Genomic DNA, 15036 nt, shown 5'->3' on the forward strand with positions numbered 1-15036 from the left:
ACCGAAGCGACCTCGAGGGGCTAGGCGCTGCAGCTAGACGGGCTCCCGGACCTCCCCGCGGAAAGCGAGTGCCCGGAGCGGAAATCAACAGGCCAGTTCGCAGCCCCAATCCATTATTAAAAAATTGCCGAGAAATATACCCTTTCTCGACAATCTGAGCAGGTGAGCCCTGCTTTTTCTATTTTTTGATCTTGTTTTTTCGTTTGCTAAAATCAACATCTTGATAATAGCTGTTTTTCACTAATATATTCGGCCCCAGACAAGAAACAGCTGGACAGTGGCAGCTTAATTCTTTTGCTAACGCTGATGATTGCCAAGTATCATAGGCAGATAAAAGATTGGTAGTTTGAATGTTTCCTAGTGGTGGTGCATCACCGAAATCAGTCACGATTATGTCCCCGTTAAAAATATTCACATTCAAACGGGAACGCCCATCTGGATCATTTCTTACGGTTACATTTTTACTTTCATAAAGCCGTTTTAAAAGCGCTAAATCATCTTGGTTACTGTTGCAAGGGTAGAATGGTAGCGTTCCAAACAGCATCCAAACATTTTCATTCCTTATATCCAATAAGTGGTGAATGGCCTCGCGAATTTCCTCTAGTGTCAACACTTCCAAATTGCTGGCAAAGTCGCTAGAATACATAGGGTGCACCTCATGGCGTTGACAATGCATTTCATCAACAATTTGGCGATGAATTTTCTCTAAATGAGGGATTGTCCGTTTGTTTAACATCGTTTCAGCCGACACCATCACCCCTGCTTTAACAAGCTCGCGGCTATTTTCTATCATTCTAATAAAATATTTTTCACGTTGTGCGATATCAGGTTTCTTTTCCATTCTGGCAAAGCCACCCTCGACAAAATCATCGACTGTTCCCCAATTGTGTGATATATGTAAAACATCTAAATATGGAACAATTAACTCATAACGAGGTAAATCAAGGGTTAAATTGGAGTTAATCTGCGTCCGAATGCCTCGTTCATGCGCATATTTTAAAATCGGCACTACATAGTTTTTCACGGAGGATAAGGATAGCATTGGTTCTCCTCCGGTAATGCTTAGTGAACGAAGAGTAGGAATTTCTTCTAGTCTTTGTAATAGGAGATGTAGAGGCAGCGCCGTCGGATCCTTAGTCTGCAGCGTATAGCCTACTGCACAATGCTCACAGCGCATATTACAAAGTGTGGTTGTGGTGAATTCAATATTGGTAAGCTTGGACATTCCATATTGCTCAATATCCAAATATGCTTCCCAGGGATCAAATGAAGGGGTGATTTTTTCCAGTTTCAACTTCAAAACTCCTTAAACTCAGTAATAAAAACCTTTTTATTATAGCTGATTTAGGAAGTATTCGCTAATTTCAACTGCTATATAAACATATGAAAACAACAACATGATTATTCAAAGGGGATAAAGGGAAACTTTCACCTAAGGGTGTTTGTTCCTCCCCTACTGATAGTAAGATAATTGAGTATACTATGAATGGTGGTTAAACAAGATGGAAATGCAATCCTTAGGTGAAGTAGAAAAATTAGCTGCAAAAAAGGTGAAAATATTTCGGCAAAGCATCCTCCGTTATCTATTACGATCGATGCTTGCGAGTATGTTTATTGGGTTTGGTGTCATTGTCGCATTTAAAACTGGTAATTTCTTTTATCTTGTCCACTCCCCACTCGCCTATCCGATGGCGGCAATTACCTTTGGGGCTGCCATTATTTTAATCGCTTACGGCGGCGGAGATTTGTTTACCGGAAATACCTTCTATTACACGTATGCCGCCCTTCGTAAGAAATTAACCTGGACCGAGGTTTTTAAGCTATGGGGTACTAGTTACGCAGGGAACATTTTAGGGGCTGCAGTCTTTGCCTTTATTATTTTTACAACGGGACTTTTCGCTGAATCATCCGTTAACGGCTTTTTGTTAAGTGTTGTGGAAAAGAAAATGCAAGTTCCTACGATGGAACTCTTTTTCCGAGCAATCCTTTGTAATTGGCTTGTTTGTATGGCTTTCTTTCTTCCTATGGGATTAAAAGGAGATGGCCCAAAAATGTTTGCGATGATGTTGTTTGTGTTTTGTTTCTTTATTTCCGGGTATGAGCACAGCATCGCAAATATGTGTACCTTCGCCATCGCCTTAGTCTTAAACCATCCTGGAACGATTTCCTGGGGTGGCGTAATCCATAACCTTATCCCTGTTACGATTGGCAATCTGATTGGTGGCTCAGTTTTTATGGGAATGATGTACTATTATGTAAATAAGCCGTTTTTGGAGGACGATCAAGAATAACTATTTTTAACACAAACAAAACGCATGGTTAAGTTTTCCCATGCGTTTTGTTCTTTGTAATTGTAACATCTGTGTCGAAATGCTATCACAAATATATAATTTGAGCTTATCGACAAATTGCCAGGGAAATATCAACAAATCCAGCAGAATATCGACAAATATTATGAATATCCTAAAAATAAAAATATTTCAGATGTGCGATGCCCTATAACGCGTTCCATCTAAATAGCTGACACATTGAGATTTTCACCGAATAAGAGCCATCCTAATATTCCATTTCATTATTTTTATAATTCCACACCGTCTTATAGGCCAGTTTCCAAGCAAAAATGGTAATGACAAGAACCAGGACTAAATAAATGGTCACTCCATATGGAATAAACGTGACTGCAAAATGGATCCCTGTGAAAACGACGATGCAAAGTGAGGCAAGGAGTACTTTTAGTCCCCCACTCTGCTGGGCATCCTCAAATGATTCAGAAAATGGCAAAGTCCCTTTCAGATAGTTCGAGCAAATAACGGTGTAAAGAATGGCAGTCACAAAAACAACCAATAGATCGTCGATAATTTTTATCCCGAAGATGCCGACAAAGATCATGCTTAAGATGAGATAGACAGGTAAAAAAAGGTTAACAATAAATACCTTTAACACAGCACTATAAACCGGTGCTAAGTTTTGTATTGGCGCGGTTTTATATATCCAAGCCCCTTTATATTTCCCCGAATATTTCAGCATCGTAATCGCATTCGGAATCATCAAACTACTAAAATATATCGCTAGATACCATTTGCTCGAAACCATATGAGCATAGGAATTCATTTGAATAGCGTTAAACATAAAGACAAACGGAAAAACCAGCGACAATCCTAGAGCAGGATAAACCTTTAACCGGAATTCTCTTTCGTTTCGCATCATGTTATCAGCAAAGCGAAAGAATATCTTTTCCTCGTTACTTCGGCAAATAACACTAGTGAGCCAGGATTTCCACTTACGGTCCTTACGTTTGCTTTTCCCGCTATTATTCGTTAGTTTTTGCAGGTTTCTTTCAAATGAAGGCATCATTCGAATATAGACCAAAGTGGCAATGACTGGGACAATCAATGCTAATAGTGAAAAAATCACTAGATACACGCTTGTATTGTGACTTAAAAATAGTTCAAATGGCGCACCAAACCAAATGGGTGGAATAAAGAATTGCCACCAGCTTGGAGAAAAAGTAATGTTCATATCGACAAAACTAAAGGCTCTCCCCAAAATCTGATAACCGATTGCGATTGAAACGGATAGACCAATTTGGACATAGTTGATAATATCCTTCAGCTTTTCACCGTCAAAGTAACGAAGGATGAAAAAATAAATAAGCGCCGTTACAACAACAATAAATAAATTGACTAAAATAAGACTTAACAATGCTAGAACTAAGAAAAAAATGCCATGTTTAAAGGTCCCTGCAATAATCGGAACTCCTGAAATAGCCGCAGTAAGAAAAAATAAATAAATTGAAATATGAACCGTCTTTGCTACACTGATTGTTTTTTTATCAACGGGCTTTGTCTGAAGTATTCCCTTATCTTTGATATCGAGAAGAACATTGGAAAAGTCGGAAATCATCGACGTCATCACCATAAACATCACAATTCCAAAAAAGATACTCATCTGAAATAGATAGTTCTTGCCAAAGATCACTACCGGGATAAGAAACAAACTGATAAATACATACATTCCTAACGACTTGATAAACCCATTTTCTTCTGGTTTCTTCTTTTTCTTGCCCTGCTGATTAAATATTGTTGGGGTTCTCCGCCCATCCATCGTAAGTTTAACCGCTAAAATTTTTCTCATCACGGTGTAATTGATGCCGAAGCTCTCAAAAAGTCGACGAAATAAATCTAGAAATCGAAGCGTTTGAAAGTTTTTCATCCATTTATACCTCTTGAACGATGGCGACGAATTCCTCTGCCAGCGCCTTATATTCATTAAAACCAGTTAGCTGATTAAAGATTTGTTCCAATGTACCTTCCTTATTTTGCTCCTTTAACTCGTTGAAGCTGCCATCGGCGACAATTTTTCCATCATTGATTAAGATGATCCGATTACTAATTTTCTCGACGACGTCCATGATATGTGAGGAATAGAATATCGTTTTTCCCTGCGCCGCGAGAACAGCTAGGATTTCTTTAAAGACCATGACACTATTGGCATCAAGTCCGCTCAACGGCTCATCTAAAAATAACAGGTCTGGGTTATGTAATAAACTGGAGATAATGAGGACCTTTTGACGCATCCCTTTGGAATACGAAGCGATTCGCGAGTGGTACACCTCTTCCAAGCCAAAAACTTTCATCAGCCTTTGAGCCTTTTCATCCGCCTCTTGAAGGTCAAGTCCATACAATTCCCCAATAAAGGTTAAATACTCCATCGCGGTGAGATTATCATAGAGTTCGGCAATTTCCGGCACATAGCCAATTTTTCTTTTATAGTCGATATTCTTTTCAGTGACTTCCTCGCCAAAAATCTCAACCTTGCCGGAATAGTCCCCCTCAAGCCCAAGCAAAATTTTAATCGTTGTACTTTTACCGGCACCATTCGGTCCAATATAACCGATTATTTGTCCGCGATGGACCGTCAAATCAATCCCTCTTAATACATTTTTGGTCCCGTAATTCTTTTTTAAATCCCGTAGACATAGAACTACCTCTTCGATGACCATCACCTTCTATCTAATTTGATAGTTTAATATTAGCATATTTTACCTGGATTACTAATAAAAGTATGGACATAAAAATGGCTGGACGTCTTGTCCAACCATTTGCCGCTTTATTTATTTTTACTCAAATAATACAGAAAAACTTTTATAATAAAATAGCTGACTTCCTCTGGAAGAAGTTCCTTAATTGGTTTTAAGCGTTCACGCCCAGCTTCTTCCACCGCCTTTTCTAAAAGAGGAATATACTCACTAGGAACAAGGCTAGAGAAGTCGACATCTAATCCTTGCTGGGCACATTGGAGCAAATGGCTTTCCACGGTGCTGATAGCGAGTTCACGTTGTTCAGCAATTTCCTTTATAGATAAGTGCTTTTGATGGAAGGAAAATGTCTCCAAATGGGAATCAGTTACCGCTTTTTTGGCTGTCTTTTTCGGTATTGCCGATTCTATTTGGATTTCGCTCTGATAATCTGGATGACCTTCTAAAAAAGCACGGATAGCTTGAATAAATTCAAGTCCATATTTATTCAACTTATGTTCCCCAACACCGCTGACCTGTAAAAACTCTTCGTTGGTTTTTGACTGCTTAGCACACATATCCTTAAGCGCGGCATCAGAGAAAATCACAAATGGCGGAACTTTTTCTGTTTCCGCAATCCGCTTCCGAACTTCTCTTAATTCTTCAAACAATGGATCATTCTTCGAAACCTGTTTAACCTGGACTGTCTCTCTGCGAAAGACTTGCTCCTTGCCAAGTAAAATATCTTTTCCTTTTTGGGAAACATAAAGAGTAGGAAACTGCCCCTGTTCAATCGCGATTAACTCCTGAGAAATTAAAAATTCAATAAAATCACTGACTTCCTTCGCCCCTTGGTCCTTCATGATTCCATAGGTTGAAAGCCGATCAAATCCTAGCTCGGTTACTTTTTTATTTTTTGAGCCGGTCAGCACCTGGGCAATGAGTGTTTTTCCAAATCTCTGTCCCATCCTAATGACACAGGACATTGTCATTTGTGCTTCCTTTGTTACATCAATCCTTGTCCTGGAATCCGTGCAATTTCCACATCTTTCACAAGGCTCAGTTTCTTCTTCACCAAAATAGTTTAAAATAAATTCCTGCAGACAGTTTTCCGTATGGCAATAATCCACCATCTGCTGCAGTTTTTCCAACTCTTGTGTGATTCGACTTCTATCAATCGATTGATCAATTAAGAAACGTTGAATTTGCACATCTTGAGGGGAATAAAGCAGAATGCATTCACTTTTTAGTCCATCACGACCGGCACGGCCAGCTTCCTGGTAATAGCTCTCCATATTTTTCGGTAGTTGGTAGTGAAGAACATAGCGGATATTGGATTTATCAATCCCCATCCCGAAGGCAGAGGTTGCGACCATGACTGAAGCTTTATCTTCTAAAAATCGTTCCTGCTCGCGAGCACGGTCCACATCCCCCATCCCCGCATGATACCTAGCAACATTGATGTTTTCCTTCCGCAGCCTTTCATAGAGCTGGTCGACGTTTTTCCTAGTTGCCGCGTAAATAATCCCTGCTTCTTTGTCATTCTTTTTAAGATAATCTTGAAGATACTTCACCCGGTCCTGTCCTTTAATGACTGAAAAAGAAAGGTTTTCCCGTTCAAATCCTGTGATAATCGTATTTCTTTCATCAATATTTAGCAGATGACAAATATCCTCACGGACTCTTGGCGTCGCGGTCGCCGTTAAAGCAAGAACATTCGGCCTTTGCGGCAAGCTATCGATCATTTGTTGGATATGGCGATAACTTGGACGGAAATCATGGCCCCATTGTGAAATACAATGAGCTTCATCGACAGCAACTAAGGGGATTTCCATCTGATTAAGATCTTCAAGAAAGTCGTACGATTCCAAACGTTCCGGTGCAATGTAGAGTAATTTATATTTTCCTCGCTTTGCCTCACGCATCCTTTCATTTGCCTCATTAAAATTTAGGGAGCTATTGATAAATGTCGCTGGGATACCAATTTGAGTGAGGGCATCTACTTGGTCCTTCATTAATGAGATGAGCGGGGATATGACAATTGTGGTACCCGGAAGGATAAGGGCTGGAATTTGATAGCAAATCGATTTTCCGCCGCCAGTCGGCATGACACAAATGGTATTTTGGCCAGCTACTACCGAATGGATGGCCTGCTCTTGGCCCTTCCGGAAGGCACTATAGCCAAAATACGATTCTAGTAAGGGCAGTGCTTTTTCAAACAAGATGGTTTCTCCTTTCAATTTGGGGATAATGTATGTAATTGTGCTAAGATAGCTTTAGTAAACTTATCTATATTATACCTTGATTTTTCAGGTTTTGTTAAAGATTATTATGTTGTAACTCTTATTATTATAAGATACTCTGAAAGATTAAGAGTGTTATAGAATGGAGGAAAATATGACAATTAAAGCAGTGATTTTTGATTTTGATGGAACCATTATTGATACTGAAACGATTTGGTTTGAAGTTTACCAGGAAATCCTGAAAGAAACATATGAAATGGAATTGCCACTAGCGGAATTTGCAAAATGTATCGGTACCACAGATGAGGGGTTTTTTCTATACATAGAAAACCAAACCGGAATGAAGATTGATAAACAAGAAATAAAAAATTTAGCAACAGAATGCTTTTTAGAAAAAAAGGGAATCTTAGAGGTTCGTGAAGGGGTAAAAGAAAAACTAGATGAAGCTAAGGAACTTGGATATAAGATTGGACTTGCTTCTAGTTCATCTCGGGAATGGGTGGAAGGATTCCTTAGACAATTTGAACTTTGGGATTATTTCTCGGTGATAAAAACAAAAGAAGATGTAGCTAAAGTTAAACCCGATCCCGCACTTTATTTACAGGCTTTAGCAGAATTACAAGTGGAACCACAAGAGGCATTGGCAATAGAAGATTCGCTTAATGGAGCACTTGCAGCAATCGAAGCTGGGATGGAATGCATCGTTATCCCCAATCAGGTTACATCCTTTTTAAACTTTCATGAAAAGGCTGTTCGTTCTGAATCATTTTTTGATTTTAGCTTTAAAAAAATCAAATAAGAGAAAAATTAGACTGCCGATTGATCCCCGGCAGTCTATGCTTTTTTAAAACAGGATATTATTTAATATTTCATCTTTATGCTCGCCTTTTTTAGGCGGTGGGGCAATCGATTCCTGATCTAGGTCACTATGCATTTTAACTTGATAATCACCCCAGGAAGAAGCAAAAATAAGTTCCTTCTCTTTAAAATATGGATTTTCCTGAAGTTCTCCGACTTCAAGCACGGGTGCCATACAGCAATCTACCTTTTGAGCGAATTCAATCCACTCATAAAAAGTTTTTCTTTTAAAAAGAGCAGTGATTTCTTGAAAAACAGGGTTAGACTCATCCGTTTTTGAAAAATGAGCCCGGACCCAGTCCTCACGACCTTGCGCACTACAAAAGTTCTGCCAAAACTTAGGCTCTAACGCTCCTAAGCTCATAAAACGTTCGTCCATTGTTTCATATAATCCATATGAAATGATGCTTCCGTTTAAAGCATTAATGCCTGTACCCTCACCCGTTTCTTGTTCAACCATGACGTGATTTCCCAGTAATGACACCAACTGATCGGTGATAGAAATGGAATGATAGCTTCCTTGCCCCGACAAAAATCTTGAAACAAGTCCAGCCAGAATCCGTTCATTCGCTGCATACCCACCCAAATAATCCGCGATTGTGATAGAGGGGTGGATGGGCCTGCCTTGTTTATCCTTTAACTGAGCCAGGACTCCACTTAATGCCATGTAATTGAGATCATGATTGCCAAGTTTACTCAACAGTCCTTCCTGACCGTAGCCAGAAATGGAACAGTAGACGATATCAGACTTCACTTTTTGAACTGCCTCATATCCGAGTCCGAGTTTCTCCATCACTCCCGGTCTGAAGCTCTCAATCACAACATCGGCATTGGCAATTAATTTTAACGTTGTTTCGACGCCTTCCTTTTCCTTTAAATTAAGGGTTATGCTTTTTTTCTGGCGGTTGTTCGCGAGAAAAACAAGTCCATTTCCCCGTTTAGAAATCCCCGTATTTCGAGCAGGATCTCCTCCTGGCGGTTCCACCTTAATAATTTCTGCACCCATTTCAGCTAATCTCAATGTAGCATAAGGTCCGGGCAGATAGTTGGTAAAATCAATGACTTTTACCCCTTGCAGCATCATCAGACCCCTTTCTCACGAATTAGTTGAGCCTGGGGTAAAAATCTCCTCCAGCTGCTTACGAAGAACAAATTTTTGAATTTTACCGCTAGCATTACGCGGCAGTGCTTCTGAGAAAACATATTTGCGTGGGCGCTTATAGTTTGCAAGACTTTCACTATTTTTGCAGTATTCATCTAACTCTTGCTCAGTTATTGTTTGATCTTTTTTTACAACAAAAGCGGTTACCGATTCGCCCCAGCGGTCATCGGGTTGGCCAACTACCGCGACATCAAGGACGCCTTGATGTCCGTGTAAAACATCCTCAACCTCGCGTGGATAAATGTTTTCCCCACCACTGATAATCATGTCGTCAACCCGGTCATTCACAAACAGGAAACCATCTTCATCGAGATAACCAATGTCTCTTGAATAGTACCAGCCTTTATACATCGCTTTTTTCGTCGCTTCCTCATGATTGAAATAGCCGGTCATCAAACACGGTCCTTGAACAATAATCTCACCGGTTTCACCCACCGGAACGACATCATCAGGATCGGATGGCCCGTCTTCTCTTGTCCGGACAATTCGGATATCATGATTTAGTGCCGCCTGTCCAGCAGAACCCGCTTTTCGCAGCTGGTCGGCCTCCGACAAGAAGGTAATCGCAGGTCCCATTTCTGTCATCCCATAGGCTTGAACTAATGAGATCCCAAAACGGTCATGGAGAGCATGAACAAGAGATGGAGCCATTGGAGCGGCACCATATAAACCTTGCTTCAAACTTGATAAGTCATATTGACTCAAGTCCTCTTGAAGGAGCATATTCCACATCGTCGGAGCCGCAAAGAACCTTGTAATCTTTTCTTTTTCAATTAATGAGAGAATTGCTTTTGGATTAAATTGGTGCAAGATGACATTTTTTGCACCTATATGCACCCTTGGCAGGAAAGCGCAATGCAGTTCGGCGCAATGGAACATCGGGGCGGTCACGAGACCAACATCTTCCGCTTCCATCTTACTTGCAGCAATACAAAGGAGGCTTTGGTTCACCATATTGCGATGAATATGCATAACACCTTTTGGTCTTCCAGTTGTTCCACTTGTATATATAAACGCATAGATATCGTTCTCATCGACTTCAACTTGAATATCCTCGGTTAATGCCGAGGCGACTTTTTCTTGATAACTGGCAGCGTATTCAGGTTTGTCTTCATCAATAAACCAGAAGGAGATTTTATCGAAGCGATTTGCTATTGCCGAAACGACAGGCTCTAAAGCTTTTTCAAAAAGAACAACCTTTGGAGCGGCATCAGATAAAATATAAGCCACTTCCTCCGGCATGAGGCGGAAATTAATCGGATTAAAAACGGCGCCGATTTTCGCACAGGCAAAAAAGGCTGTCCCTAATTCCTCGGTATTAAACATGAACGTGGAAACGCGGTCCCCTTTTTTCACACCTTCGTTTATCAGGGCATTTGCAAGCCGATTGACCTGTTCACTCCATTCGTGATAGGTGTAGCGGACATTTTTTCGAACATCATACAGTGCTTCCTTGTTCGGAAACTTTTTCACTGTTAAATCAAAGATTTTTCCGATTGTTATAGTCATTATTTCGCCTCCATTTTTTGAAAATGCAATGTTATTAATCTAAACGCTCAATAATCGTCGCGTTGGCCATTCCATGACCTTCACACATCGTTTGCAATCCGTAGCGTCCACCAGTGCGCTCGAGCTCATGCATCATTGTCACCATTAAACGAGCTCCGCTGCCGCCTAACGGGTGACCAAGGGCAATCGCACCACCATTCGGATTCAACTTCGCCGGGTCAGCACCCGTGTCTTTTAACCAGGCAAGCGGAACAGGGGCAAACGCTTCGTTGACTTCAAACACATCAATATCATCAATCGATAGACCTGATTTTTCTAGTGCTTTTTTTGAAGCAGGAATCGGTCCAGTCAGCATCAAAGTTGGATCTGAACCAACAACCACGCGGGTATGAACACGGAATCGCGGTTTAAGCCCGAGTTCTTCCGCTTTTTCGCGTGACATCAGTAATAAGGCTGCTGCCCCGTCGCTAATTTGACTGGAATTGCCTGCATGAATAACTCCGTCTTCCTTGAAGGAAGTCCGCAACCCAGCCAACGCTTCTAGCGATGTTCCTTTCCTTGGTCCTGAATCTTCCTTAATAACTGCTGGTGTTCCATCTGGGAGGTTCACTTCGAGCGGGAAAATTTCTCTTGAGAAATAGCCTTCTTCCTGGGCTTTTAGTGCTTTTTGATGACTCTCAAGCGAAAATTGATCAAGCTCTTCTCTTGTAAAACCGTAGTTTTCAGCAATCCGTTCCGCTGATAGCCCTTGATGAATCATTTCATACTTCGATGTTAATTTTGGACTAAAATGTTCTTCTGCCCCTTTATAGTTAGAACCCATTGGAACGCGAGACATGCTCTCAACCCCACCGGCAATGACCACTTCCATATCACCGGCAAGGATAGCCTGGGCAGCAAAGTGAACAGCCTGTTGGCTCGAGCCGCATTGACGATCAATTGTTGTCCCGGGAACTTCGATTGGAAAGCCGGCAATTAGGGAAGCTACTCTGGCAATATCGCCTGCTTGTTCACCTGCTTGGGTGACACATCCTAAAATAACATCCTCAACAATCGCTGGATTAATCCCCGCTCGACTGACGAGTTCCTTTAATGTCTGCCCTGCTAGGTCATCTGGGCGAATATCCTTTAAAACTCCATTTCTTCTTCCTAGAGGGGTGCGAACACCCTCGACAATTACTACTTCACGCATATGTGTATTCCTCTCTTTCTATAATTCTTGATAATTGTCTACCATTTTTATAGCTTAGTTTTCCATTCCCTTTTTATAATCCTAAATTTTTTGCAATAATCGTTTTCATAATTTCATTGGTCCCGGCGTAGATGCTCGAAACCGGTATATCACGAAACCTTCTAGCAATCTCGTATTCTTCCATATAACCGTAACCGCCATGGAGCTGCATACACTCCGATGCAATCTTCTTGGCGATTTCGGTCAGTTTCCATTTTGCCATCGATACCTTCGTCACCACGTTTTTCCCTTCAATATGTTCGGCAATTAATTGGTCTAAAAAGGCTCTGCCCATTTCAATATCGGTAGCCATTTCGACCATTTTAAACTGTGTATTTTGAAACTGTCCGACTGGTTTTCCGAACGCTTCACGACTTTTCACGTAATCCAGAGTCATTTTCAGCATGACTTCTGACGAAGTTTGTGCCCCTATCGCGACAAGTAGGCGTTCCTGTTGGAGTTTTTCCATTAAATAAAGGAAGCCCTTGCCTTCCTCGCCAAGCAGGTTTTCCTTTGGCACTTTACAATCCTCAAAAATTAGTTCTGCAGTATCTTGGCAATGCAAACCAACCTTGTTTAGCTTTCTACCTCTTGAAAAACCGGGCGTATCTCGTTCAATGACGAGCAGGCTGACGCCTTTATGTTTTGGAACTACTTGGAGGTCGGTCTTAACAGCCACTACAACGAGATCGGATTGGATACCATTGGTGATGAACGTCTTTTGGCCATTGACAATATAGTGGTCACCTTCAAGCTTAGCCGTTGTTTTGATATTAGCTAAGTCAGAACCAGTACCGGGCTCGGTCATCGCAATCGCTGTAATGATATCTCCAGTGACACACTTCGGCAGCCAACGCTGCTTTTGTTCTTCTGTTCCGTACGAGGTGATGTAGGGCACGACAATATCATTATGGAGACCAAACCCAACTAACCCCGAGCCTACTCGTTCCAGCTCCTCATTAATAACAACCGCAAATCCCCAGTCTACCTCACTTCCGCCGAATCGCTCATCGATATCAGGACAAAGAAAGCCTTGTCCGCCCATCTTCTTCCAAAAAGCCCGGGGAATCATCCGTGCTTCCTCCCACTGTTCATAAAAGGGATATGCTTCTTTCTCCAAAAACTTTCTTAAAGACTGGCGAAAAATTTCATGATCTTCATTTAAGTATGGATGCTTCATATTATTTACCTCACTTTCATGTTTGAAAACGCTTTCTTGTGGTATTTTCAGAACGTTAACTTGGTGGATATTCCTGTTTAATTGACGTATCTATATTTTTTAGGTCGACAGCTTCGATTTTTTTTAGTTGATAGCTACCATTTTCGGATGGATTTCTACAAATTCTAAGTCCATATCCATAAATCCGTACTACTTATCAATAAATCCGATAATCTACAACAATTTCTCAGTGCTCATTTGATTCATGCTCTGACGAAGCTGATATTTTAAGATTTTCCCTGAAGCATTTCTTGGTAATTGCGGCTCAATAAAGATTTTTCTAGGAACCTTATAGCCTGCCAGCTTCTGACGGCAGAAACTGCGCAGTTCAGCCTCATCAATCATTGCGCCCTCTTTTGGGACAATCACTGCACATACGGCCTCTCCCCAGACCTCATCCGGTAAACCGATAATGGCTGCGTCGAGGATATCCGAATGCTCGAAAAGAACACCTTCCACCTCAACGGAATATACATTTTCCCCGCCGGAGATAATCATGTCCTTTTTCCTGTCAACTAACGTGATATAGCCCTCATCATCAATTGTTGCTAAATCTCCTGTATAAAGCCAGCCATCCTTCAACGCGCTCTTCGTTTCCTCCGGTTTTTTATAATATTCCTTCATCACCATCGGACTGCGGACAATAAATTCACCAATCACACCCGGAAGAACATCCCTACCTTCTTCATTAACAACCCTTGTTTCCGTCATGAAGATTGGTTTCCCACCTTTGAGTTTATGTCCTTCTGGATCCAGTAGAATCCCGCCTGGTCCCGCTTCTGTCAAACCGCATAAATTATAAAATTGGTCCGTTTTAAATAGCTCCATGCTCCTTCTAACAAGTTCAGGCGCCATTGGAGCAGCACCATATCCAACTCTCTTAATAGAAGATAAATCGTAATCGGCCGCATTGGGTACTTGGAGAAGAAAGTTATACATGGCTGGTACGGCAAATAGATGAGTAATTTTATGTTCTTGAATCACTTGAAGTGTTTTAACTGGATGGAAATCGCGATGGATTATGTGAGTTGAACCAAGGGCAACACCGGAAATTAGGAACAGGTTTAGCTGAGCTGAATGGAATAGCGGTGCGAGGTGAAGTATCCGCTCATGCTGTCCTATCTCCATATTAATGACGACAGAAATTCCTACTTTAAAAATTTGACTATGATCAAAGAGGGCACCCTTTGGTCTACCTGTCGTGCCCGAAGTGTATAAAATTTCTACATCATCCGTCTCGGAAACCTCAACATCTGGTTCGTTAATATTGTCTGATAATACTTTTTCATAGGAATAGAAGCCCACAGTTTCCGGTTCACCAACTGTAATCACTTGACGGACAATCGTTCCTTGTTTCGCCTCAGCAATCGTTTGTTCAAATTCCTTGTCACACACCACAATGGTCGCATCCGATTGTTCTAAAATGTACTGAACCTCTGTAGTGGTTAATCGAAAATTGATGGGGACTAGGACAGCACCAATTTTGGCAGCAGCAAAAAAGGTAAACACAAAGTGTTCCGAATTCTTCATCATTAAAGCAAATTTGTCACCTTTGTTAACTCCCTGCTCCAACAGACCATGGGCAAGCATGTTTACTTCTTCATTAAATTGGCGATACGTATAGCTTCTTCCTTCACATTCGATTGCTAGTAATTCTGGATACTTGCGGGAAGTTTGAGACAAGAGACTTCCGATATTCATTTGACGTTCCTCCTTTGCCCTTTTAATCGTATCCAATCTTTACCTTGCAATATTCGTACCAATATTCAGAAAACTAATCCCGCAGCTATGTTGGCT

At 41.1% G+C, this 15036-nt stretch carries 11 protein-coding genes; 2 read left to right on the forward strand and 9 right to left on the reverse strand.

The window, feature by feature from the left end; all coding sequences use genetic code 11:
• Window positions 1–178 precede the first annotated feature (178 nt).
• Window positions 179–1294, reverse strand: a complete 1116-nt coding sequence (yfkAB, locus tag M5A78_RS16785) for a radical SAM/CxCxxxxC motif protein YfkAB (RefSeq protein WP_248736432.1) — start codon at window positions 1292–1294, stop codon at window positions 179–181.
• A 208-nt stretch (window positions 1295–1502) separates the two neighbouring features.
• Between yfkAB and M5A78_RS16790 the strand changes: the two genes are divergently transcribed.
• Entirely contained in the window at window positions 1503–2291 is a 789-nt protein-coding gene (locus M5A78_RS16790) for a formate/nitrite transporter family protein (protein ID WP_248736433.1), read from the forward strand.
• 265 nt (window positions 2292–2556) lie between these two features.
• Here M5A78_RS16790 and M5A78_RS16795 read toward each other — a convergent pair whose 3' ends face one another.
• The 3 genes from M5A78_RS16795 to recQ form a co-directional block, all read right to left on the reverse strand.
• Window positions 2557–4212: a hypothetical protein gene (locus M5A78_RS16795; protein ID WP_248736434.1), complete on the reverse strand. Its 1656-nt coding sequence runs from the start codon at window positions 4210–4212 to the stop codon at window positions 2557–2559.
• A 4-nt stretch (window positions 4213–4216) separates the two neighbouring features.
• On the reverse strand, window positions 4217–5002 hold the full coding sequence (locus M5A78_RS16800) for an ABC transporter ATP-binding protein (protein WP_248736435.1): 786 nt from the start codon (window positions 5000–5002) through the stop codon (window positions 4217–4219).
• 107 nt (window positions 5003–5109) lie between these two features.
• Complete coding sequence (gene recQ, locus M5A78_RS16805) at window positions 5110–7239, reverse strand: DNA helicase RecQ (protein WP_248736436.1); 2130 nt, start codon at window positions 7237–7239, stop codon at window positions 5110–5112.
• A 181-nt stretch (window positions 7240–7420) separates the two neighbouring features.
• Here recQ and M5A78_RS16810 point away from each other — a divergent pair, with 181 nt between their 5' ends.
• Window positions 7421–8059 carry an HAD family hydrolase gene (locus M5A78_RS16810; RefSeq protein WP_406603717.1) on the forward strand — a complete coding sequence of 213 codons (639 nt, stop codon included), beginning with the start codon at window positions 7421–7423 and terminating at the stop codon, window positions 8057–8059.
• 45 nt (window positions 8060–8104) lie between these two features.
• Here the strand turns inward: M5A78_RS16810 and M5A78_RS16815 are convergent, their stop codons facing one another.
• The 5 genes from M5A78_RS16815 to M5A78_RS16835 all read right to left on the reverse strand — a co-directional run bounded on the left by M5A78_RS16815 (window position 8105) and on the right by M5A78_RS16835 (window position 14940).
• Complete coding sequence (locus tag M5A78_RS16815) at window positions 8105–9202, reverse strand: CaiB/BaiF CoA transferase family protein (RefSeq protein ID WP_319942309.1); 1098 nt, start codon at window positions 9200–9202, stop codon at window positions 8105–8107.
• Window positions 9203–9214: 12 nt separating this feature from the next.
• Window positions 9215–10789: a fatty acid--CoA ligase gene (locus M5A78_RS16820; RefSeq protein ID WP_248736438.1), complete on the reverse strand. Its 1575-nt coding sequence runs from the start codon at window positions 10787–10789 to the stop codon at window positions 9215–9217.
• A 34-nt stretch (window positions 10790–10823) separates the two neighbouring features.
• Window positions 10824–11981, reverse strand: coding sequence for a thiolase family protein (locus M5A78_RS16825; protein ID WP_248736439.1), 1158 nt, complete (start codon window positions 11979–11981; stop codon window positions 10824–10826).
• A 73-nt stretch (window positions 11982–12054) separates the two neighbouring features.
• Entirely contained in the window at window positions 12055–13200 is a 1146-nt protein-coding gene (locus M5A78_RS16830) for an acyl-CoA dehydrogenase family protein (protein WP_248736440.1), read from the reverse strand.
• A 213-nt stretch (window positions 13201–13413) separates the two neighbouring features.
• On the reverse strand, window positions 13414–14940 hold the full coding sequence (locus tag M5A78_RS16835) for an acyl-CoA synthetase (RefSeq protein ID WP_248736441.1): 1527 nt from the start codon (window positions 14938–14940) through the stop codon (window positions 13414–13416).
• Window positions 14941–15036 lie beyond the last annotated feature (96 nt).

Source organism: Neobacillus rhizosphaerae (genome assembly GCF_937468385.1).
Taxonomy (GTDB): Bacteria; Bacillota; Bacilli; order Bacillales; family Cytobacillaceae; genus Neobacillus; species Neobacillus rhizosphaerae.